This window comes from uncultured Treponema sp., from assembly GCF_934725225.1.
Classification (GTDB): Bacteria; Spirochaetota; Spirochaetia; order Treponematales; family Treponemataceae; genus Treponema_D.
In genome coordinates this window covers 499,180-520,073 of the sequence record NZ_CAKVAM010000001.1, presented here as the reverse complement: position 1 = coordinate 520,073, position 20,894 = coordinate 499,180, and the positions used below count along the sequence as shown (strand labels likewise).

The 20,894-nt window shown below is 39.0% G+C and carries 22 protein-coding genes and 1 pseudogene; 6 read left to right on the top strand and 17 right to left on the bottom strand.

Annotated features, from left to right (window positions below; genetic code table 11):
* Positions 1-146: 146 nt before the first annotated feature.
* Complete coding sequence (locus Q0H92_RS02510; RefSeq protein ID WP_296011483.1) at positions 147-1,628, top strand: HD-GYP domain-containing protein; 1,482 nt, start codon at positions 147-149, stop codon at positions 1,626-1,628.
* 13 nt (positions 1,629-1,641) lie between these two features.
* Here the strand turns inward: Q0H92_RS02510 and Q0H92_RS02505 are convergent, their stop codons facing one another.
* The 4 genes and pseudogenes from Q0H92_RS02505 to Q0H92_RS02490 all read right to left on the bottom strand — a co-directional run bounded on the left by Q0H92_RS02505 (position 1,642) and on the right by Q0H92_RS02490 (position 6,669).
* Complete coding sequence (locus tag Q0H92_RS02505; protein WP_296011480.1) at positions 1,642-2,424, bottom strand: aldo/keto reductase; 783 nt, start codon at positions 2,422-2,424, stop codon at positions 1,642-1,644.
* Between the two features lie 142 nt (positions 2,425-2,566).
* Positions 2,567-4,021 (bottom strand): glycine--tRNA ligase, encoded by a 1,455-nt coding sequence (locus Q0H92_RS02500; protein WP_013700630.1) that lies wholly within the window; start codon positions 4,019-4,021, stop codon positions 2,567-2,569.
* Between the two features lie 855 nt (positions 4,022-4,876).
* Positions 4,877-5,242, bottom strand: a pseudogene (locus Q0H92_RS02495) (leucine-rich repeat domain-containing protein); the annotation flags it as partial.
* A gap of 71 nt (positions 5,243-5,313) precedes the next feature.
* Positions 5,314-6,669 (bottom strand): RNA-guided endonuclease TnpB family protein, encoded by a 1,356-nt coding sequence (locus Q0H92_RS02490; protein ID WP_296011476.1) that lies wholly within the window; start codon positions 6,667-6,669, stop codon positions 5,314-5,316.
* Between the two features lie 160 nt (positions 6,670-6,829).
* Between Q0H92_RS02490 and Q0H92_RS02485 the strand changes: the two genes are divergently transcribed.
* Positions 6,830-7,333: a hypothetical protein gene (locus Q0H92_RS02485; protein ID WP_296011473.1), complete on the top strand. Its 504-nt coding sequence runs from the start codon at positions 6,830-6,832 to the stop codon at positions 7,331-7,333.
* A 1-nt stretch (position 7,334) separates the two neighbouring features.
* Here Q0H92_RS02485 and Q0H92_RS02480 read toward each other — a convergent pair whose 3' ends face one another.
* The 10 genes from Q0H92_RS02480 to Q0H92_RS02435 all read right to left on the bottom strand — a co-directional run bounded on the left by Q0H92_RS02480 (position 7,335) and on the right by Q0H92_RS02435 (position 14,289).
* On the bottom strand, positions 7,335-8,288 hold the full coding sequence (locus tag Q0H92_RS02480) for an IS1595 family transposase (protein ID WP_296011470.1): 954 nt from the start codon (positions 8,286-8,288) through the stop codon (positions 7,335-7,337).
* 19 nt (positions 8,289-8,307) lie between these two features.
* Positions 8,308-8,685, bottom strand: coding sequence for an InlB B-repeat-containing protein (locus tag Q0H92_RS02475; protein WP_296011467.1), 378 nt, complete (start codon positions 8,683-8,685; stop codon positions 8,308-8,310).
* Positions 8,654-9,406, bottom strand: a complete 753-nt coding sequence (locus Q0H92_RS02470; RefSeq protein WP_296011462.1) for a FliG C-terminal domain-containing protein — start codon at positions 9,404-9,406, stop codon at positions 8,654-8,656. The genes Q0H92_RS02475 and Q0H92_RS02470 overlap by 32 nt, the downstream gene beginning before the upstream one ends.
* Positions 9,403-9,567: a hypothetical protein gene (locus Q0H92_RS02465; RefSeq protein WP_276752553.1), complete on the bottom strand. Its 165-nt coding sequence runs from the start codon at positions 9,565-9,567 to the stop codon at positions 9,403-9,405. The genes Q0H92_RS02470 and Q0H92_RS02465 overlap by 4 nt, the downstream gene beginning before the upstream one ends.
* 19 nt (positions 9,568-9,586) lie before the next feature.
* Positions 9,587-10,438 (bottom strand): hypothetical protein, encoded by an 852-nt coding sequence (locus Q0H92_RS02460; RefSeq protein ID WP_296011451.1) that lies wholly within the window; start codon positions 10,436-10,438, stop codon positions 9,587-9,589.
* Between the two features lie 86 nt (positions 10,439-10,524).
* Positions 10,525-11,082 carry a hypothetical protein gene (locus Q0H92_RS02455; RefSeq protein WP_296011448.1) on the bottom strand — a complete coding sequence of 186 codons (558 nt, stop codon included), beginning with the start codon at positions 11,080-11,082 and terminating at the stop codon, positions 10,525-10,527.
* A gap of 239 nt (positions 11,083-11,321) precedes the next feature.
* Positions 11,322-12,356: a hypothetical protein gene (locus Q0H92_RS02450; protein WP_296011445.1), complete on the bottom strand. Its 1,035-nt coding sequence runs from the start codon at positions 12,354-12,356 to the stop codon at positions 11,322-11,324.
* 53 nt (positions 12,357-12,409) lie between these two features.
* Positions 12,410-12,934 carry a zinc ribbon domain-containing protein gene (locus tag Q0H92_RS02445; protein WP_296011442.1) on the bottom strand — a complete coding sequence of 175 codons (525 nt, stop codon included), beginning with the start codon at positions 12,932-12,934 and terminating at the stop codon, positions 12,410-12,412.
* 202 nt (positions 12,935-13,136) lie between these two features.
* On the bottom strand, positions 13,137-13,925 hold the full coding sequence (locus Q0H92_RS02440) for an IS3 family transposase (protein WP_296011692.1): 789 nt from the start codon (positions 13,923-13,925) through the stop codon (positions 13,137-13,139).
* Positions 13,882-14,289: a transposase gene (locus Q0H92_RS02435; protein ID WP_296011439.1), complete on the bottom strand. Its 408-nt coding sequence runs from the start codon at positions 14,287-14,289 to the stop codon at positions 13,882-13,884. Before Q0H92_RS02435 ends, Q0H92_RS02440 begins: the two co-directional genes overlap by 44 nt.
* Before the next feature lie 113 nt (positions 14,290-14,402).
* On the opposite strand from Q0H92_RS02435, the gene rhuM reads away from it, so the two are divergent.
* A complete protein-coding gene (gene rhuM, locus Q0H92_RS02430; protein ID WP_296011436.1) occupies positions 14,403-15,401 on the top strand; it encodes a RhuM family protein in 999 nt (332 codons plus the stop codon).
* A 240-nt stretch (positions 15,402-15,641) separates the two neighbouring features.
* On the opposite strand, the gene Q0H92_RS02425 is transcribed toward rhuM, so the two are convergent.
* Positions 15,642-16,736, bottom strand: coding sequence for a hypothetical protein (locus tag Q0H92_RS02425; RefSeq protein WP_296011434.1), 1,095 nt, complete (start codon positions 16,734-16,736; stop codon positions 15,642-15,644).
* A 16-nt stretch (positions 16,737-16,752) separates the two neighbouring features.
* Here Q0H92_RS02425 and Q0H92_RS02420 point away from each other — a divergent pair, with 16 nt between their 5' ends.
* Complete coding sequence (locus tag Q0H92_RS02420) at positions 16,753-16,878, top strand: hypothetical protein (protein ID WP_296011431.1); 126 nt, start codon at positions 16,753-16,755, stop codon at positions 16,876-16,878.
* Positions 16,879-16,906: 28 nt separating this feature from the next.
* Here Q0H92_RS02420 and Q0H92_RS02415 read toward each other — a convergent pair whose 3' ends face one another.
* Positions 16,907-17,122 carry a hypothetical protein gene (locus tag Q0H92_RS02415; protein ID WP_296011428.1) on the bottom strand — a complete coding sequence of 72 codons (216 nt, stop codon included), beginning with the start codon at positions 17,120-17,122 and terminating at the stop codon, positions 16,907-16,909.
* Between the two features lie 353 nt (positions 17,123-17,475).
* Here Q0H92_RS02415 and Q0H92_RS02410 point away from each other — a divergent pair, with 353 nt between their 5' ends.
* Together Q0H92_RS02410 and Q0H92_RS02405 are read left to right on the top strand one after the other, a co-directional pair.
* The gene (locus tag Q0H92_RS02410) at positions 17,476-18,540 is read left to right on the top strand and encodes a WD40 repeat domain-containing protein (protein WP_296011425.1); all 1,065 of its coding nucleotides are present in this window, start codon (positions 17,476-17,478) and stop codon (positions 18,538-18,540) included.
* A 26-nt stretch (positions 18,541-18,566) separates the two neighbouring features.
* Positions 18,567-19,430, top strand: a complete 864-nt coding sequence (locus tag Q0H92_RS02405) for a M23 family metallopeptidase (RefSeq protein ID WP_296011423.1) — start codon at positions 18,567-18,569, stop codon at positions 19,428-19,430.
* A 188-nt stretch (positions 19,431-19,618) separates the two neighbouring features.
* Here Q0H92_RS02405 and mnmA read toward each other — a convergent pair whose 3' ends face one another.
* A complete protein-coding gene (mnmA, locus tag Q0H92_RS02400) occupies positions 19,619-20,839 on the bottom strand; it encodes a tRNA 2-thiouridine(34) synthase MnmA (RefSeq protein ID WP_296011420.1) in 1,221 nt (406 codons plus the stop codon).
* Between the last annotated feature and the right edge of the window lie 55 nt (positions 20,840-20,894).

The window sequence follows — 20,894 nt, the reverse complement described above, 5'->3', positions numbered from 1 at the left end:
TCTCAACAAAGATGTTAAATATCTCCGTGAGAAAAGATCAGAGGAAGTTGCCTTTGGTCTTTTCATTTTTTAAATAACATTGCATGGCCAGTTTGTAATTAACTTTTCTAAAATTCTGCCGATAATAAAATGAATAGGAAAGATTTATGGTCAAATACAAAGTTGCAGAAATAAAACCAGACACACATTTCAACTCAGATGTAATGCTTGACTCTCTTTTTTTGCTGACAACTCCACCTTGCGCAGTAACGCCAGAAGTGCTTTCATGTTTAAAGAAGTGGGGATTTCTTGAAGTCTACAGCGAAGATGAAAAAATTCTTTCCAAAATTGAAGAAGATAAAAATCCAGAAAAAACAGAACACAAAAAAGTTTCACTTGGAGAAACTGAATCAGTAGATCTTTCAGAATTCACAGATGAAGAAGAATCTGTTCCAGAAGAACAGATTCCTGAAAAATTTAAAACAAGCGAAGAAGTTGATCTTTCAGAATTTACTTCAGAAACTCCAGAGCCAGAAAAAAAAGTCCAGCCGCAAGTTCAGCCACAGCAGATTTTTCAGCAGCCAACACCAACGCCAGCTTTTCAAAATCCAGCTATGCAAATGCAGCCTGCTTACCAGAATTTTTCAGCAAATGCAAATCAGCAAGCAGCACAGCAACAGCCTTTTAATTTTTCTTCAGAGCCAGCTTCTATTTCAAAAGAAGAAGACAACAGAAAACTTTTGGAGTCGCAAAACGCTTATGACAAATTTATGGAATTTATAAATTATGTCTACACAAAATATGCGACTCAAAAAATAATTTCTCCGCCTGAGCTAAATGGAAAAGTGCTTGAGCTTTGCAATTTTGTAAGAGAAAATAAAAAATTCCTTCTTAGAATTTCACCAAGTTTTGAAGCGAGAAATAAAAATTTTTTAATAAGCCACAGCCTTAGAACCGCGATTTTTGCAATCATAATCGGACTGCAAATAAAAATGCCTTATGAAAAACTTATTGAACTTGGAGTTGCAAGCATTCTGCACGAAATAGGACAGATAAGACTTCCGCCGCAGCTTTACATGAACAACAATCCGCTTAGCCATTCAGAAAAAGCGCAGATGCAGACTCATACTGTAATCGGGTATAACATTATGAGAACAGCAGGACTTCCGCTTACAATTCAGCTTGGAGTTTTGGATCACCATGAGCGTGAAAATGGAACTGGCTATCCGCGACATCTTTTAAAAAACAACATTTCACTCTACGGAAAAATAATCGGCGTGGCTTGTTCATTTGAAGCAATCACAGCTCCAAGAAATTTCAGAGAGGCAAGAACAACTTACGAAGGCATGATTGAAATGCTAAAGAACAGCAATCATCTTTATGATGAAACTGTAATCAAAGCGCTTTTATACAGCATTTCGCTTTTTCCAATCGGCGCATTTGTTTTTCTTTCAAACGGAAGAGTCGGACAAGTTGTTGACGTTTCTCCTACAAGCCCTAAAAATCCTATTGTTCAAATTGTTGGAAGCGTGAATCCAGACGGAACTCCAAAAAGAATTCAGACAGATGACAATGCAATAAAAATTGTGCGCACAATGAATAAAGAAGAATCCGCTGATCTGCGGAAAGCACTTGGCAACACTTTGTAAAATTTAATTTCAATCAGTTGAAAAAGTTCTGAACTTTTTGCACTTCTTCTTTAAATGACTGGTCAACAACTGGCGGATGGTCATTAAAAAATAAAATCTGCTGAAGCTCTTCCTGAGTATGAGTTCCCCAGACAGGAACAACATTTTCAAACTGATGCAAAAAACCAAAAGCCAAAGGAATGTCGTTTACAACTCCACCGTTCAATGGCTGGGAAGCAATGCAGCCAACTTCCTTTTCCTGGCACAATTTTACAAGAGCCTTCACTGAATCTGGCGAAATCATGCTGAACGGAAACTGAACAACTTCGTAAAGTCCGCTTTCAATAGCCTCTTTTGCAATATCGTAGTTTTCTGTTGCAATTCCAATATGCTTAACAATTCCCTTTTCTTTTAAAGACAAAAACTCATTGTAAATTCCGTCCATGCCGTTTTTCTTTGGAACAATAAGCGGATTTTCAAGCTGAAACAAATCAAGAGTGTCGCTTTCCAAAGACATAAGGCTTTCATCTAAATCACGGCGGATTTCATGCAAGTCCTGGCCAGAAGTTTTTGTCGCAAGAATCACGTTATGCCTGATTCCATGCAAGGCAGCTCCAAGACGCTTTTCACAGACTGGCTTGGAATGCGAAGTGTCAAAAAAATTCATTCCGCCAGCATAAGCCTGATGAACAATAGCGCAAGCCTTTTCATCCGCATCTTCACCGAAACTTTCGATTTCCTTGCAGTCAAGACTTTCCGCGCCAAAACCAGTGCGACTAACTAGAAGATTTGTTTTTCCGAGAGCAACGTATTCCATAACTTGCAACCAGCCTTAAATAAGTCTAATGACGAATTTTGCCAATACAACTACTAACTGTCATTCATGTGCCACGACAATTGTCTAGCAAATTTTTAAATTGCCGGATCAAGTCCGGCAATGACAAATGACAGTTAAACAGTTAGCGTTTTACAGGAACATAAGATTTTATTTCCTTCTGAATGAAAGGAATCAAATCATCAAGGGAAACTCTCTTTTGCTCCATTGAATCACGGAAGCGAACTGTAACAGTATTGAAATCCGCGCTGGAAGAATCAAGCGTGTCATGATCTACTGTAACACAGAATGGAGTTCCAATTTCATCCTGACGTCTGTAGCGTTTTCCGATTGTTCCGCTCTGGTCATAATCAGTAACAAAATCTTCTTTTAAGATATGCTGAATTTCTTTTGCTTTTTCTGCAAGTCCGTCCTTTTTCATCAAAGGAAGAACCGCAACAGTAACAGGCGCAAGACGAGGATCAAGGTGAAGAACAGTTCTAAAGTCTTCAGGTTCGCCTTCTTTTGCAACATTCTGCTCTTCATAAGCCTCGCAAAGGAACATAAGGAAGTTTCTGTTAAGTCCGGCGGAAGTTTCAACAACATAAGGAATATAACGTTTGTTTCCGTCGTCCTGATCGATGTAGTGCATATCTTTCTTTGAGTACTGCTCGTGCTGCGAAAGGTCAAAGTCTGTGCGGCTATGAATTCCTTCAATTTCCTCAAAACCAATCGGGAACTTGTACTGAATATCGTAAGCGTCCTTTGCGTAGTGGGCAAGCTTGTCGTGGTGATGCCAGTTAAGATGGTCTTCTGCAATTCCGTATTTCAAATAGAAATTCCAGCGGTCTTTTCTCCAGCGCGCAAAAGTTTCATCTTCTGTTCCTGGCTTGCAGAAATATTCCATTTCCATCTGCTCGAATTCACAAGTGCGGAAAATAAAATTCTTGAAGATAATTTCATTGCGAAACGACTTTCCAACCTGAGCAACTCCAAACGGAATTTTCATTCTGTTTGACTGAACGATATTTTTGAAGTCTGTAAAAATTCCCTGGCAAGTTTCCGGGCGAAGATAAACTAAAGAAGCTTCTGTAGCAACAGGTCCCTGATGAGTTTTGAACATCAAGTTAAATTCACGCACATCAGTCCAAGAATGCTTTCCGCAAGTCGGGCAGTTAATCTTTTCATCAATAAAAGCCTTCATTTCTTCATGGCTCATTGTATCAACCGGCTTTGAAGGGGTTTCGCCAGTTTTGTCAAAATAATCTTCAATAAGCTGATCAGCGCGGAATCTTGCCTTGCATTCTGTGCAGTCAATCATCGGATCAGAAAAATGTCCTACATGGCCTGAAGCCTCCCAAGTTGTGTGATGCTGAAAAATCGCAGAATCAAGACCAACAACATCATCATGGAGCTGAGTCATATAATGCCACCATTCGTTCTGAATGTTGCGCTTGAATTCAACGCCAAGAGGACCGTAGTCCCATGCGCCAGCCATTCCGCCGTAAATTTCAGAAGCCTGATAAACAAATCCTCTTCTCTTGCAAAGACTGATGATTTTGTCCAAAGTGCAAGCATGCACATCTTTTTCTTTTGCCATAAAAACCTCATCTTCGACACTGGTGTGTGCCGCATAAAATTCAATTTGCAGAGTTTAACACATAAATTGATTTTTGCCTATATTCGGAAGGATTTTCAGCAGGGCAAACGCATTATAAATGTATTCAGCATAAAACTGGCTCCCAGACACGGTTTTCTGGTTCAAAATCGCGCAATAATGCGCTACACGCTGATTGTTGCAAAGTAACTATAGAATTGCCCGCTCACGCGGTCGCAGCAATCAGAGTGTTTTTGCCCCAGAAACCGTTCCTTCGCGCAAACTTTACTTAAATTATTTATAATGCGTTTGCCCTGGGATTTTCAGCGGAACAAGGAAATTCGCTGTTATAGTTGCCGTGCTAATTTGGAAAATCTAACAATTTTCTTGTATTTTAGCATCTAAAAACTGAAGGAATACTTCCTAACTCCTGAAGTGAGTATTCCTAAGACCTGAAGTGAATATCCCTAAGACCTGAAGTAAGTATTCCTAAGGCCCTTAGAGAGTATTCCTTAGGGTCTTAGGAAGTATTACTCAGCCTCTTAGGAAGTATCGCTACGGGTCTTAGGAAGTATTCCTTCAGCTTTTATGACAGAAAGTACTGAAATGTCAAAACAACGATAAAAAGCGTACCCAGTCCGTTGAGCAAATATAGTAACTATGTTTAAAAATAAGGGGCTGTCCTAGAAGTTATTAACAGACTTCAAAAAGGGCGGCCTTTTTTATGTTATTAGGGCTGCCTCATACTTTTGGGACAGCCCCATGACACGAAGGACAGCACAATAATGACGCAGCCTTTTGTCATTCCCGCACTTGATGCTGCGACGTTTGCAAAGCAAACTCGGTCAGGAATCCATTTTACTCGCCGTTTATAATGCCGTCGGTGCAGATTATCTTTGCGCCGGTGAGCTTGTCGTTGTAATCATCAATTTTGATTTGTGCCCACTGCGCCTGCGTGCCGCCGTAGTTCACGGTTTTTAGCCTGTCACAATTTTTGAATGCGGATGCACCGATGGAAGCTAGACTTGCAGGAAGCGTTATTGTTTTAAGATTTGAACAATACTCAAAACCGCCGTCTTCAATAGTTTTCACATTGTCAGGAATTACAATTTCTTCAAACTTATTGTATCCAAAAGCACCTGTTCCGATTGTTTCCAAAGAATCCGGCAGAATCAGTCCTCTTAGCCTACAGGTAGAAAAAGCTTCCTCTGGAATTTCTGTAACTTCGGTTGCGGAGGAAAGATCAAGACTGAAGAATGCGTAATAATTACTTTCGGAATTATCCCCTCACGCACTTATAACGTGAGGACATTCTGACCGTCGCCAGTCAAACTTTCTGCTTCTTCGGATGCTCCAATTTGCAACGCAAGCGTTGCTAAATTTTCAACACCCTCCACAGACCTGAATTCCGACACTCCTTGCCGTACTTGTTTTATCGCATTTTCTTTTAGATTTATGGCTGCATTGACATCTCGGTCGTGTTTTGTTCCACATTCTGGGCAAATCCAACTTCTGACAGATAAGTTTTTTGTAATCGGATTTTTGAACCCGCAACAGTGGCAAATCTGCGAACTTGCGAAAAATCTGTCTGCTTTTACAACCTGACATTTGTTCTCGTTTAGAGAACTTTTCCACAGCAATTTGTTCGTGAAATTTCCCCAACTTGCATCACCATAGTTTTTCGCATTGCGTGAGAATTTCATCATGCCACGCAAATTCAAATCTTCGATTCCAATGACTTGATAAGTTGATACAAGACGCTTGGTTTCCTTCTCAATCCAATCGTTTCGGCATTCCGAAATGTAATGCTCCATATGGGCAACTTTTACACGAGCCTTTTCACGATTGTTTGAACCGATTTGCTTACGCATCATTCGCCTTTGCAGTTTTGTGAGTTTTTTCAAGTTTTTTTGTTTTTGGGCTTTGTAGCCAAAATCTTTTCCAGATGAACCATCTGAATCTATGTAAAAATCTGCCGGGCTAAAATCCAGCCCGATGGCTTGGTTTTCGCCACCTTCGTAGGATTTCGCTTTATGGCAGTATTCCCTTTCAAAGAGCAACACTGCGTAATACTCGCCAGTGGGATTTTTTCTGATTGTAATTGATTTCAAATCTGCTCCGTCTCGCAAAAAGAAATCAAGTTTTCCCTTTTTATTTCCACTGTGTCTGAATTTCACTTCGCCGAGTTTCGGTACTTTGATTTTCCTTTCGTTCCAATTCAAACCGACATTCATACATTCGCGGTAGCTGAAATCATGCGATTTCTTGGACTTGAATTTCGGTTTTCCAACGGCAGAGCCACTTCGTGTGCCTTTTACTGACGCAAAGAAATTCTTGTAAGCAGACTCGGCGAACATAGTAGCAGAACACAACGCCTGTGCGGATACTTCTGCCAGATACGGAAATTTCTGTTTCATTTCTTTTTCGGTTGAGAAATGAGCCGTTTTCCATAAAGCTTTGTGTTCTTTTGGTTTTGCAGGTTTTATGATTTGTTCGTAGAACTGGTTTCGTTCAAAAAGACGGTTGTTATAGATTTGACGGACACAACCAAAAGTTTTTTCGATTAAAACTTTCTGTTCGTTAGATGGGTAAATTCGTAATTTTAATGCTCTGTGTTGAGTTTCACCACAGATTACTAACTTATTAGACATAATCAAAACATTCCTTTGGTTGTGTTTAGAAGGCGGTGGGAATTGGCGTTCTTGCCGCTTTCGTTTTTCTTATCTAATTAGTTAGTAGAGGAGAATTTGAAAACCTTGCTGATTTTTTTGCTAATTATGTGTTAATATTTAAAAACAAAGGGATAAAGTTATGAACAAAATAGGCGAAGATTTTGATTTTCAAGAAATTTATGATAAAGCCGTACATTTTCAGGAAATGGCTCAACCTTGGAATGTAATTATTATGCAATTAGACAATCTGAGGCCAATAAGGCATGCACATTTAATAAAACTTTATTATTATAAAGGACAAACTCATTATAATGAAAACTTTGAAGGCTGGGTGGCATCTTCAAGAAAGGGATTTGATGATGTTCCAAAAGTAAAAGGAACAAACAAATACCCTGAGTTTAAGAAACTTTATAATCATGTATGGGAATCTGTAGAAGACTCGTTTGATGATTTTCATAAACGTACAGTTTCTGATTTAAATAAAGCATACACAGATTTTGTTCCAATTAATGAAATTGATTTTGTTGGTGTCAAAAGTTTTATCTCAAACTTTAACAAGTGGGCATGTGAATGCATCTCAAAAGAAGGCGGTATTTCTTTTGAAGACACAAAAGGTAAAATAAAAGAGCTTTTAGGTATTTAAATTATGCCACCAGAACACTTTGCAACAACAGTTTGTCAAAAGCGTTATCGCCTCGGTTGTTCTGTCTGAAACAACATTCGTTCACGTAGTTTTGTAAATACTTAGTTGATACATGATGATAACTGCCGATTATAGCACGTTTCAAAATTGCCCAGAAGCTTTCGATTCCGTTTGTATGCAAGCCTTTTCCGGCGGAAAACTCGCCCAAACTATGGCATACCGAAATGTGCGTGAATTTTTCTGGATTCGTGACTTTGTGATTCATAATGTTGTAGCCCCTGAAATCGTCGGTCATAACAACGCTATCAGATTTTGTAACAGTAGAAATTACGTTCAAAAGTTGTTTGCCAGTAAGTTTTTGTCCGTTCTGGTCTGGTAACGCAACACGGGTATAAACTCTCCCTGTTTCACGTTCTTTAACCCCAATTACAGGCGTTTTCTTTGTTCCTCGTCCTGTTGTCGATGTATCTTTCGGCATTGGTGTTGTGAATTGCAGATTTTTATTTTCTTTGCGTGGCTTACCACCAACATAAGTTTCATCCACTTCAACAATCAACTCAAAAGGCTTCGTTAAAATTTCGTTCCCCATAGCAGTGCGGAGTTGCTTTAACATACGCCATGCAGTTTTATAGGTCGTGCCGATTTCACGCTGTAATTGAAGTGCCGAAATTCCTTTCTTTGCGTTCAAAAACAAATGAACGGCATAGAACCATTTCGTGAGGTCGGTGGAGGTTTTCTCGAAAATCGTGCCTGAAAAAATTGAGAATGTGTTGTGGCAACGGTTGCAGTTACAGAGCTTCAGTTGGTCGATTCGGGTGCCGACTTTCTGGGTAGAGCCACAGTGCGGACAAACCAGACCGTTTCTGTAGCGAATCTTGTGAAAATGTACTATGATAGATTGTTCTGTAGGGAACTTTTCTTGTAATTCCTTGAATGTCATCGCACATAATAACATAATGCGATTTTCTGAAACGTCAAAAGATTTTTAAGTGTTTGAGGGGATAATTCCGATTACTTTTATTTGCTACTGTTTCTATCGCTGTTCCTATTTCTGTTAGTTTGTCCGCAGTCAATGTTTTGTCTGTAATTTTTATCATATAGACATTCGGATTTTCCCTAGTTCCGCCTTCCAGTCCGCCAATTACAGTCGTGGCATTGTCGGCAGTTACTAATTTTCCCCACACGGCATAGAGCGTAACATCCGCCGTGCCGATTGTGTACCCGGAATTGTCATCGTAGGCTATGTTTCCGCCGGAAGTTTTCGCCCAGCCGGAGAACGTCCAGCCTTCTCTGGTGAACGTGTTCGCCGCAAGGGTGATTTCAGTTCCCTCTTCTGCGGTCCGGCCTTTCAATCACAATCTCGCCTTTCTCTTCAAGCCGCAAAACAACATTCACGATAAGTTGCTGACATTCAAGCACGTCTTTCAGGCGGAGAGAGCCAAGAAATTCCATATCCTCTTTGAGCATTGAGGCTGCCTTTTCGCTCATGTTGCGGTAAAATTTTTCGCAAGTCGGCTCAGCGGCTGTTTTGAGGGCCTTTGCAAGAATATTTTCATCAATTTCGCGCAAAACGCATTGGAGCGCGCGGTCAGAAAGAAGCGGAATATCATCAAAAAAGAAAAGCTTTTCCTTGAATTTTGCCGCAAGTGTGTCATTCTGCTTTGAAAGCCCATCCATAAATTCCTTTTGGACAGAGATTTTTGAAAGCTGCAGGATTTTGCAGGCTTTGTCCGCACCCGCAATATGATTTTTTTCTTCCTCGGTCTGATTTTTAAGACTTTCTTTAAAAGATTCCTCGTATGCCTTTATAACAGAGGCAGAAATTTTGAGTCCTTTGGCAATCTGCTCCTGAATCTTTATCTGTCGTTCAAGCTCAAACTTCGCAAAAATAGAACTTGCCATGCTTTCGGAGATGCATGAAAAAACAAGCGCAACAAAATAATCATCTTCTTTTTGAAGCGTATTGAATACAGTTTCGGGATTTTCCGCACGGATAAAATCAAAGAACGCTGAATTCTGAATTTCCTTTTCTTCATTGTTTTCCATAGAATCCATAGAATCAACCTTCATCATTTTTCCGACCTGTTAGCCGCATCATCTTTCGTCTTTTCGCTGCTCTGCTCCTTTTCAATCGGTTTTCCGGCCATAATCGCCTCAATTTCGCTTCTCCAGATTACTTCACCATCAGCACAAAATGTTACGATTTCATCATCTTTTTCCTGTGGATTTTCCATAACTACAGCCTCCTTGCCTTTACTTCACCTTTACAGGTGCAAAATCTATTACCAGTGACATTGTGGAATTTCCGTAATAATCCTTTGCAAATTCTTCAATGCTATCACACATATCATCTTCACCGTACCAGCAGGTCAGTTCGCCGTACTGTGGAGGTCCGCTGCCCGGCCGCTGTGCATTCCGCGACTTTGTTTTCCACATACCTTTTTTAAGATTTTCTGCGATTTTTGCTCCAGTTGCACGGCTGTCATGAAAAAGGCAGATTTTGAAGCCAGGATAAGGCGGATTGTTTCCGTGACTTTTTGAATATTTTTCGTAATCAGAAAATTCCGAAAGCCTGATTGAAAAAGCAGTTATATTATCATCCCACCAGAAATGGCAGTTATCCGTGTAACAAATGTAATTTTCAAAAGTCAGGTTACGATTTACAGCTCCTATATAACAGAAGATAAAATAAATATCATAACCGATTTTCTTGTCAAATTCATAAAAGCAGCTTATATCCGTAACAGTGGTTTTATAACCGTTTTTCCAGATTGAACCAATATAAAATGAATCCCCTTTTTCATAGTAGATAAGCCAGCCACCATCCCGCTCGGAATTAAAATCTTTATCCACACCATTTAACTCTGCAAGAACAGGAGTTTCCGGCGAATCCGATTCTATTGCATAGGCAAAACCAAGCTTGCTGCCGTCCTTATCGTTTGTAAATTCATTTACATACAGCTTGACCTTCCCATTCTCTTTGTAAACTTTTTTGTTGTAGCCTTCAACCTCGTTTTTTACGGGGCGTTCTAAAATAAGTTGTTTTGCAAAAATGGGAGTTCTAAGAATTATAGGGAAAACAAATAAAAAAAATTTTAATTTCATGAATGATTATATTTTTCTTTTGCATTAGTATGACAGCCCTCACATTTACGAAATGCAGAAGCTATCATGCAATCAGTTTAGTCAGCTTAGATTGAACCTTTTCTGACTTTCCAAACAATAGCCGCAGGTATGCCAACATACATAGTCGATAAAAGGAAACCAGATCCAAGTGCAGATGCAAATTCAAGTGATCCTGTCCCAGCATATGCAATGGTAATCAAAATAGAAGAAACTAACCAGATTCCCCCTGCAATAAACCAGAATCTCTTAATTTTCTTAAATCCTTTGACTTTAGCTTTCTCAAACAAAGGATTTATTTTATTGTACAAGTCAATATTTGAAGCCATAAGAATCGTCAAATCTTTTTCCAATAAAGAATTATATGCTTTATAAAGTTTTGCTCCTCCCTTTTCATCATAGCAGTTTAAGAAATCCCCGCACAATTGGAGCAACTGATGCTCATGCTCTGCTGGGTCTGATGAAAATTCAAAACGAAGAAGATTGTTATATTTTTCTTTACGGGTGCCTTTTTCCAAAATCTTCTGGCTCGCATTGGCACGTATTTTTTCTGTCTTCGCTTCCATTTTTGCGGCGTCAAGTTCTGCCTTTGCGTTCTCACGTATTTCTTTACTGTAACTATTCATTTCTATTCCTCCAAAATCTATATTTACACATTTACTAATACTTTTGCCGAAATAATCGTAACGGCAACAAATACTATCAGCAAAATAACAAGATACCGAATCACTATATGAAACCAATCAGATGGTGCCAGAAAGAATCTGAAGTAACCGAACTCCCATTTTGCAAAGAAACGGACTAGGCTCTCGCATACACACCAAGCAATTATTACTCCGACAAAATATTCCATGACAGCATCTCCTTATTTCTTGATAATCTGCTTTGACTGCGGTTTGTAATTAAAATCCAGATAAGTCATGCATACCGAGCCATCTCCTTTTCCCCTCATACACCATGTATCAGAAATGATATAGTGATCAGCTTTATCAGCTTTGCTCAAAGGTACTCGAATTTCAAAACCATCTTCAGGATACCACCAAGACCAGTTACTTATACGATTTCCGTTCTTATCAGCAACAGCAACGCGTACAGTTGGCTTCCAACCTATCCAATATTTACCACTCCAAGAATATTCAGTAATTCTTGAATAATTTACAGTATCTGGAGACATATGATATTCTAATGACTCTATTCGTTCGCCTTTCATTTCAGATGCTACCAGCTTTAAGGATTTCATAAAACCAGCATTCGAAGTATCAGGATTCTTGACATCTACTTCTGGCATGCTTTTATCTCTTGCATCCTTAACGCTATACTTAGGTCCAAAATAATCCAAATCGCTTCCTTTTACTTCTCTTGGTGGTTGTTTCCAAGAAGGACTATTGAGTGATACGTTTTTGCCATATTTCTTCACTTGACTTGCAAGAGCATAATCAGATTTCATCAACTTTCTGAATGCACTCTCAATATCAGATTCAGCAGGGAAATTCTTTTTAAAACTGAATTTTGGCTTGAACCTTACCGATTCAAAAGCCTGGTCATAATCGTTAGCTTTTTCCATTTTAACTTTTTCTGTATAAGTAAGTGTATATCGAATCGCGCCACTTAAAAAATCCTGATAAACAACTTCCATTTCTTTCCAGCTCTTGATGACATTCGCATCAGCTGAACAACCATAATTATTTCCCCAAGAACCGCTCGCAAGTTTTTTCGCACAGCGTTCAATTCCAGAAATAATATCTTTGTTCAATGGATCAGATGCACTCGCATTGCAGTATTCAATAATTGCATTAACATACGCAGAACTTGCTTCATGTTTTTTTGCAGTAGTAATATCAGCAAAAGCAAAACTTCCGCAAATAAAAAATGCGGAGATAAGTGACAACATCTTTTTCATTTTTTTTACCCCTTACAAAATTTTTTTTTTACTATTACATTCCAAGAATTTGTTTACTCGTCCTTAAATTGTTCCTTATATTCCTTAAGAGTCCAGAATGTGTTTTCTGCTATTTCCTCAATAACAGAATCTAGAGTTTCCAGAACCTGCTCCTTTGTATAAATCTTAGGATTTTCCTCCGAATACTCCCAGCCTTCAACTTCCCAGAACTGGTAACGATTCTCACCATATTCATCTGGGCGCAAGCATCCCAAATATGCTGACAGTAAATTAGCTACATCAGACACACCTTTAAGGAGTCCGGTTTGAGGATCATACTCACCAGAATTACATATCTTAGCTGTTTTATCTTTATTGTTATAACTAATCCATTCCACATAATTCGGTGTTTTAAACCAAAGTACCGTCTGTTCTTCTGGGAAATTCGCATTGGGTCTTGTTATTAATATCGTCCCCGCTTCAAAACTGGCTCCCCGATTCTTCTGAACCTTCTCGACCACAGCTACAGCTGTACCACAATTTGCACAAAACTTTGCGCCTTCTGCAAGTTCTGTTCCACAATTTGAACAAAATGCCATGTTTGTACCTCCTTTAACTATTCTGTTTTGGAAAGTCTGAATGTTTTAGACTTTCTCATTGGTAACCAAATTATAGAAATCTTGAAAGTTATCTTTTGAAAACAATTTTGCTTTCGAACTCTCAGATTCTGACTCAAGATAGTAGTATTAAAATGCGCTATTTAGTCAACGCAAAATTTTTACAGGTTTAAGGTGTAAAAAATTATGCAGCCCGTTTCCTTTCCAGTTCATTGTACTGGAAGCATTTATACATTTCATCAGGCACGTTGTAATCCAGAGACTGATGAAACCTCGCTGTGTTGTAGAAGTTGAAGTAGACATTTATGCCGGCCTTCAACTCTTTCATTGTCTCATAGCGTTTAAGGTAGATGTCCTCGTACTTGAGACTTCTCCAAAGACGCTCAATTCTGATGTTGTCCAAAGCCCGGTCTTTTCCGTCCATGCTGATCTGGATGTCGTAATCGACAAGAACTTTGATAAAAACATCAGATGTAAACTGGCTTCCCTGGTCTGTGTTAAAGATGGCAGGACAGCCGTATTCTTCGATTGTTTCCCTCAGAAGATTTGCATACTGCAGCGCATCCATCGTGTTGAATACGCGCCAGCTTAAGACCTTCCTTGAGAACCAATCTATGATTGCCATCAGGTAAACATTCCCTGTCGACAGCTTTATGTAAGTGATATCCGTAGACCATACCTGATTCGGATATCTGATTACCTTGTTTCTAAGAAGATACGGATACTTCTTGTGATATTTACAGGCCTTTGAAAGATTTTTGCCCGGAAATACCGCCGTAATCCCGAATCTTCGCATTACACGGCGTACAGTTGTTTCTGTAGTGTCTCCGCCGTTTTTGTTTATTTCTCTCCAGATTCTGCGGTAACCGTAATACGGATGCTCAATCTGGACTTCCTTGATTTTCACAAGCAGATTGAAATCTTTTTCATCATGCCCTGAGCCCGGTTCGTAATAATACCGGCTCCGTGAAATCCCAAGCAGCTTGCACTGCCTTGAAATGCTTAAAAACTTGTAAGCAGGTTCTACAAGATTGGATCGTAGCCGTATATCTGCTTGTACTTTTTTTTAGAAAATCAATTTCGACTTTCTGTTCACCGATTGTTTTCAGAAAACTGTCTTTTTCCTCTTCCTGCTTTCTCGTTTCTTCTGACTTCTTATTCGGCCGTTCAAAAATGTCAGCCATTCCGGCAATTGCCTGTGCTTTCCATTGGGAAATCTGATTCGGATGAACGCCGTACTTTACTGCAATTTCCTGAATCGTAGATTCTTCTCGTAATGCTTCAAGTGTAACTTTTGCCTTGAAATCCTTGCTGAATGACTGTCGTTTCTTTGCCATGTGCTAACCGCCTTGCTTAATTTATCGGCTGTTTGCACCTTAAATCTGCTCCTTTTTCTGTGTCGTTTTACGCACTCATTTTACTAATGAGTAGGAAAACAGGAGCAGACAAAATGACCGATTTGTCAAAGGGTGAAATAAAAATATACGAGCATAACGGCTCTAATCAAGTGGAAGTCATTATGCAGGACAATTCTATTTGGCTTAGTGCAGAAAAGATTGGAGAACTTTTTGACAACAAAGACCGGTCTACAATTCAACGCCATATAAAGCATATCTATGAGGAAGATGAACTCTCAAAAGATTCAACTTGTGCATTTTTTGCACAAGTCCAAATGGAAGGAACAAGGACTGTTACAAGAAATATTCCATATTATAATATTGATGTTATTCTTGCAGTTGGTTACAGAGTATCATCTAAGATTGCGACGGGCTTCAGAAAATGGGCGACAGATATTCTTCATCAATATGTCGTAAATGGGTATGTTGTAAATGAGCATTTGTTAAAAAAAGAACACGAAAAACTGATAACTCTCCAGACTTTAACAAATTCCCTTGCACAAAGCATAAAGTCTAAAAAGCTAGAAAATCTTGATGATATAAAGAAAGCAGTGAACTTTTTACAGGATTTTTCAAACGGACTTGTTCTTTTGGATGATTTTGACCATGGAAACCTTGATAAGAAAGGAAAAACAGAATCTCCTGCACAAAGAATTTCTGAAAATGAATTTTTGGAAGTAATAAATACAATGAAACCAGCTTTTGAAAGCGATGTTTTTGCAGTTCCCAAAGATGACGGTTTCGCAGGAGCCGTAAACAACATTTACCAGACTTTTGGCGGCAAGGAATTGTATCCCACTTTGGAAGAAAAAGCTGCCATGCTTTTATATTCAATTACAAAAGACCACTGTTTTCATGACGGAAACAAACGCATAGCCGCCAGTTGTTTTTTGTATTTTATGCAGAAAAATAATATGCTTTACATAAACGGCAAGAAACGCATAGATGACGACACTCTTTTTTCAATTACCCTTTTTATTGCCGAAAGTAAAACAGAAGACATGGAAATGTTCCGCCAGATAATCATCAGTATTTTGAACAGGAGCAAATAACATGGCACAGATAAAAAAGACACAAGCTTAAGAAAAGCGATTCTGCAGGCGGCGGTTACGGGGCGGCTGATTTCTACGGTGGTTGAGCCTGCCGAAACCACCATTGAAACCGGCAGGCAGCTTTTGGACAGAATTATCGAGGAACGCAACAAAAAGGTGCTTGAAGAAACAAAAAAGAATCACACGGATTTGCAGATTTCTACGAAATCTGCCGGAAAAATAAGGGGCAATATAGTTACTTTATTTTTCAACTCCATCTGACCAGTTGCTAACAACTGTCAAACTGCCGCTAATATCCAGATTCTGAAACTTTATTTCGCTTTCGCTGAATTCCTTTTTGCAGCTTATGGCAAAGTTGCGCAGGTTTACGGTCATAAGCCTGTTGTGCGTGAACATTTTTCCGTTCTTTTTGCCGCTGTAATCAGGCAGAACAAAGTTTGCGCCGCAGTCTGCAATTACAAGCTCCTTTGGGCGGACTGCAACAATGCGCATTGGTCCGTAAAAGTGCGAGTTGCGCTCCTCATACTCTGGAATATATGCCGTGATTGAAGTCCATGTTGTACTATACCCAGAACTTGAGCCAGTTGCGCTTATTGTTCTCACTGAAGAATCATCTGTCCAGCCGAGCGTTTTTATTAATGACAAGTCCGAAGACAAAAGCACAAGAGCACCGCGGCTGTATACTGTGCCACCATCTGTAACTGTATAATTGTATATAACAGTTTTAGTAGTATTATCATTAGTAGAACTAGTGCTTGTATCACGAACTATTATAGCTACCCTTCCGTCCTCAAGAACCGCCATGTCTGTAATTTCACCAGAAGAAACACCAAAGTCATCTAGCGATTTCGTTGTTTTTTCAGTTGCAGACTTAGTTGTGTAGTCTAATGTTGCATATCCAATTGAATCATCACCAAATGAATAATAAAGATTTTCGCCTCTTATTGCACAATCTCCAAAACTACTTTGAGCAATTCCTATATTATATTCTTCTTCAGAAGTGCCTTCTGCATTTTTTTTGTATAAATATAAATTACCGTTTGCATTACGAATAACCCAATAAATATCTGTTGTGCTGTCATAGCAACCGTCAAAAAATCCTGTATTTTTAGCAATAGTAAATTTTATTTCTTCGTTATTAGTTGTAAAGTTGTAGTTATATATTTTGTATTTACTAGTGGATTGTTCAAGTTTCGTATAATAAACACTTCCATCATTGCTTTCTGCAAAACAGGAATACTGAGGAGAATTAGAATCAGTAGACCAGGTTTTCGTCTCGATACAACTTGAATAATCGTAGGCGTACATATTTCCGGAATAATCACGAAAAAGCATATACTTTGAATAGAAAATGCCCTCAAGAATCATTTTGATGTTGCAGTCTGTAGTTTCGCCGGCTTTTACTTTGATTTCTTCGCTTCCGCTTCCTTCAAGAAGATTTTCTACTGTGTTCCAGGCTTCCGCCTCTGCTATATAAGTTCCCGGCTCAAGCTCGCCAAATTCTATTACCCCCCCAGAGTTCCTTCTTCGGTTTTGTCAAAATCATCATTGTAAAGGCGCACAGTGAATTTGTCGGCATTGTCTTTGTTATAGGCGGCGCGAGAGTTTCCCGGCAAGGCAACACGAACAGAGCCGTTTTCGCCAGAGCCAGAGCTCATGTTCATGCACGAAATAAATGCAAATAAAAATGCTGGTAAAATAGAAAAAAGTAGTTTTTTCATAAAGATTCCTCCTTGTTAGAGATTCCCGTGTCGCTGCATGGGAATGACAGTTGTGTTTTAGAATGGGAATGACAGTTTTCTTGTCATTATCCGGCTTGATCCTATGTCATTATCCGGCTTGACCGGATAATCCGCATTAACAGTTTCCTTGTCATCTTCGGGCTTGACCCGGAGACCTTCCGCATAAAGAATGACAGTATATTATAATTATGATTCAAAAAAGTTGGTTTGTCAGCATTTGAGGGCATTTTTTTTAACTTTTTTATTGCGTAATCTTTTTACAAACAAAACGGCTTCCTTGCAAAATTCAATGGCATTGAAAATTATCATTGCTTTCTATAAAATAGCCTATTATGAATTTTAATAAGAAAAAAAAGAATCTGCTTGTTCCTATAGCCGTTATATTTTGCGCCTTGTACATTATTCTTTCAGTGCAACCAATGGGCCAAGAAATTCATTTTACACCGGAATGGACAGAAGACATTTCACATATTCAAGAAAATTCAAATGATGCAAAAAAGATTCCGTTTAAGCTTTCCCAGAACATAGGATATTTTACAGCCGATGGAAAAATTGTTTCAGCAATAACATTTCCTTTTAAATCAACAATTTCAGAAAAATGGTATGCGGCATTCGGAGCAAGCGGCACAAAGACCGACTTTTTTTTCGCAGACGGAACTTTAGCTGGAACAATTGACGAAGCCGGATTTCCATTTTTTGACCAGGACAGAATTTTTGTAATGCATCCGGGTGGAACTTCTTTTGTAAAATGCAATTCAGAAGGAAAACGCGAATGGAACTACGAGCATTATTCGCCAATCACTGCATTTTCATCAAGCAAAAATGGAACTGCCGCAGGATACGCAGACGGAACTGTAATTTCTTTTTTGCCGGACGGAAAAATTGACCAGAAATTTGCGCCGGGCGGAAGCAATTGCGATGTCATTCTTGGAGTTGCAATTTCTGAAGATGGAAACAGAATCGCCTGTGTTTCAGGACAAGATCAGCAAAGATTTATTGTTGCAGAAAAAAACGGCGGACATTCAAAAGTAATTTACCACGAGTATCTTGAAAATTCCATTTCCCGCCAGACGCTTGTAAAATTCAACAACAATTCTGATTACGTTTATTTCAACGGAAAAGATTTTCTTGGAATCGTAAACTCAAAAAAATCCACAAGCAAAAAAATTCCAATCAAAGGAAAAATTTCCCAAATAGAATTTTCTGACAACAACGAGCTTGTTTTTGTTTTGAGCAAAGACGGAAAAAAATACACGGTAACAATTTTGGAATCTTTTATTTATCCAATGGCATCTTTCAGCTTTGAAGGCGAATGCTCGTTTATTCAGACTTATGAAAATTCACTTTTCATTGGACGGAACACAAAGATTTCAAAAATTTCGATTTCAAAAAAATAGCTAGATGGTTTCTTGCGGAGAAAAAAATGAAAAAAACAATTTTAACTTTAACCTGCGCATTTTTTAGTTTCTGCGGATTTTCATTCGACTGGCCGCAAAAAGAAACTCAGGCAGATTCGTTCTATTCATATTTCGGACAGCTTCGCGGAGGCACAATAAATTCCTCGCTGATTTTTAAAGACCCTTCAGAAGTCAAGGCGGCAGACAAAGGAAGAATAACCGCCGTAATTTCAGACCACAGCGACGACTTTGGCTGGTTTGAATCCGCTTTGGGAAATTCCGTGATTATTTCGCATGAAGATGGACTTTCAACAGTTTACGCAAATCTTGACGACAGTTCAATTTCGAAAGAAATAGAAGAAAAGCAGTTCGTTGAGTCTGGCGAATATCTTGGAACAAGCGGAAACACAGGCTGGCAGGAAGGACAAAGCTGCCTTGAATTTAAAGTCTTTGATTCAAAAAATAATTCCGCTGTAAATCCAAGAATTCTTATGCCGCGCGCAGGAAGAGAACTTCCGCTCACAATGGGAACAATAACTTTAAAAGACAAAAACAGAATTTCGCACAATCTTTTGAACGAACGAAGATTGCCGGCAGGAAAATATTACGTTTACAGAACACGTCAAAATGTTGCAGTTCCATACAAAATAATCACTGCTGTAAACGGAGCGACTGTAGAAAATATTTCTTATGATGTTTTAAAAGAAAGCAACGGAAAACTTTGCGTAAAAGGAAATGAATCTTACAATGTTAAAGAAATTTATCCAGACGACACAAAGCAATTGGCAGGAATTGTTCAACTGAACAAAGGCTCTTCAACACTGACAATCACAATTGTCAACATCCTGAATTCAGCGTCAACAATTTCCTACAAACTGGACATTTACTAGTTTGAATATTGCCATTGCCAGCCCCAGTCCAGCAATCTAAAAATTTACTAGATTCCCTAACCGAGTTTGCTAAGCAAACATCGCAGATCAAGCCGAAGAATGACATTATGGCATTTGTCATTATCGGGCTTGACCCGATAATCTCACACAGGGATTCCCGCATCAAGTGCGGGAATGGCAATTAACAATTAGGCTTTGATTGCTTTTGAAATAATTCCGCCGCCAAGTGTTATTCCGTCTTTATAAAAAACAACGGACTGACCTGGCGCAACTGCCCGCTGCGGTTCTTCAAACACAACCTTGTAAGCTTTGCCGCAGAACTCTTCATTTTCCAATGGCTGATACGGCGCAACATGAGCTTTTACAGGCTTTGAAGCAAGACGAATTTTTACCATCGCATCAAATTCACAGCAAGGATCGTATTCAGCAGGCCAAACCAAATCGTCTGCAATAAGACCTGAACAAAACAAGTCGCTGTCTTTTCCAAGAACAACCAGATTTTTTTCCTTGTCAATTTCAGCAACATAAAGAGGATACGGCGCGCTTACTCCAAGTCCCCTTCTCTGTCCGATTGTATAATGCTCAATTCCCTTGTGGCGGCCAAGAACTTTTCCGTCCAAGTCAATAAAATCTCCCGGCACAGAAGGCTTGTCCTTGAACATATATTCGAGCATCGGAGCCGGAATAAAATCCTGACTTTCTTCTTTTTCCGCAGCCTTTAATCCGCGTTCACGAGCCATTTTAAAAACTTCTTTTTTGCTGAAACTTGCAAGCGGAAAACGGACTTTCTCTAAAATTGCGCTCGGAATTCTGTACAAAAAATAAGCCTGATCTTTTGTAATATCAAGCGCAGTGTGAATCTGAACTGGGCGACATTTTCCCCTTTCATCTTTTGAAGCGTTTTCTCCATAAACTGAAAAAAGCGGCTCTGTTCCGCGCACGGCTTTTGCATAATGTCCTGTGCAAAAATAATCGTATTCAATTCCCAAGTCTTTTAAGCCGGAAAGCATCGCGCCAAATTTTATAAAGCGGTTGCATCTTATGCACGGATTCGGCGTGCGGCCGTTTCTATATTCACGCTTAAAATATTCTATTACTTCCTGCTGATATTTTTCTTTAACGTCAACAACGATGTATGGAATATTTTGTTCTGCGCAAAATTTTTTATTTTCTTCTATGTCTTCAACTTCCTTGGGACTGTAGCAGCTGTCTGGAATTTTATAATCGTCAGGAAGATTCAAATCAGCCTCTTGCCACAAAGACATTGTAACACAAGTTACATCGCAGCCTTTTTCTTTTAAAAGCATTGCTGTCATTGTAGAATCAACTCCGCCGGAAAGTCCCACAACAACTCTGTCGCCTTTCTTCGGAAGCTCAAGCTCTTCATAAGTAATTGAATTATAATTCATAAAGCAAGTATAAATAGAATCAATAAAAAATTCAATTTTACAAAAATAAAAATTA

Bases quoted from the DNA above. Each gene is read 5' to 3' on its own strand.
- Q0H92_RS02510 (WP_296011483.1), top strand. From the start codon at position 147: ATGGTCAAATACAAAGTTGCAGAAATAAAACCAGACACACATTTCAAC.
- Q0H92_RS02505 (WP_296011480.1), bottom strand. From the start codon at position 2,424: ATGGAATACGTTGCTCTCGGAAAAACAAATCTTCTAGTTAGTCGCACT.
- Q0H92_RS02500 (WP_013700630.1), bottom strand. From the start codon at position 4,021: ATGGCAAAAGAAAAAGATGTGCATGCTTGCACTTTGGACAAAATCATC.
- Q0H92_RS02490 (WP_296011476.1), bottom strand. From the start codon at position 6,669: ATGTCTAATAAGTTAGTAATCTGTGGTGAAACTCAACACAGAGCATTA.
- Q0H92_RS02485 (WP_296011473.1), top strand. From the start codon at position 6,830: ATGAACAAAATAGGCGAAGATTTTGATTTTCAAGAAATTTATGATAAA.
- Q0H92_RS02480 (WP_296011470.1), bottom strand. From the start codon at position 8,288: ATGTTATTATGTGCGATGACATTCAAGGAATTACAAGAAAAGTTCCCT.
- Q0H92_RS02470 (WP_296011462.1), bottom strand. From the start codon at position 9,406: ATGATGAAGGTTGATTCTATGGATTCTATGGAAAACAATGAAGAAAAG.
- Q0H92_RS02465 (WP_276752553.1), bottom strand. From the start codon at position 9,567: ATGGAAAATCCACAGGAAAAAGATGATGAAATCGTAACATTTTGTGCT.
- Q0H92_RS02460 (WP_296011451.1), bottom strand. From the start codon at position 10,438: ATGAAATTAAAATTTTTTTTATTTGTTTTCCCTATAATTCTTAGAACT.
- Q0H92_RS02455 (WP_296011448.1), bottom strand. From the start codon at position 11,082: ATGAATAGTTACAGTAAAGAAATACGTGAGAACGCAAAGGCAGAACTT.
- Q0H92_RS02450 (WP_296011445.1), bottom strand. From the start codon at position 12,356: ATGAAAAAGATGTTGTCACTTATCTCCGCATTTTTTATTTGCGGAAGT.
- Q0H92_RS02445 (WP_296011442.1), bottom strand. From the start codon at position 12,934: ATGGCATTTTGTTCAAATTGTGGAACAGAACTTGCAGAAGGCGCAAAG.
- Q0H92_RS02435 (WP_296011439.1), bottom strand. From the start codon at position 14,289: ATGGCAAAGAAACGACAGTCATTCAGCAAGGATTTCAAGGCAAAAGTT.
- rhuM (WP_296011436.1), top strand. From the start codon at position 14,403: ATGACCGATTTGTCAAAGGGTGAAATAAAAATATACGAGCATAACGGC.
- Q0H92_RS02425 (WP_296011434.1), bottom strand. From the start codon at position 16,736: ATGCTTTTTCGTGATTATTCCGGAAATATGTACGCCTACGATTATTCA.
- Q0H92_RS02420 (WP_296011431.1), top strand. From the start codon at position 16,753: ATGCCCTCAAGAATCATTTTGATGTTGCAGTCTGTAGTTTCGCCGGCT.
- Q0H92_RS02415 (WP_296011428.1), bottom strand. From the start codon at position 17,122: ATGAAAAAACTACTTTTTTCTATTTTACCAGCATTTTTATTTGCATTT.
- Q0H92_RS02410 (WP_296011425.1), top strand. From the start codon at position 17,476: ATGAATTTTAATAAGAAAAAAAAGAATCTGCTTGTTCCTATAGCCGTT.
- Q0H92_RS02405 (WP_296011423.1), top strand. From the start codon at position 18,567: ATGAAAAAAACAATTTTAACTTTAACCTGCGCATTTTTTAGTTTCTGC.
- mnmA (WP_296011420.1), bottom strand. From the start codon at position 20,839: ATGAATTATAATTCAATTACTTATGAAGAGCTTGAGCTTCCGAAGAAA.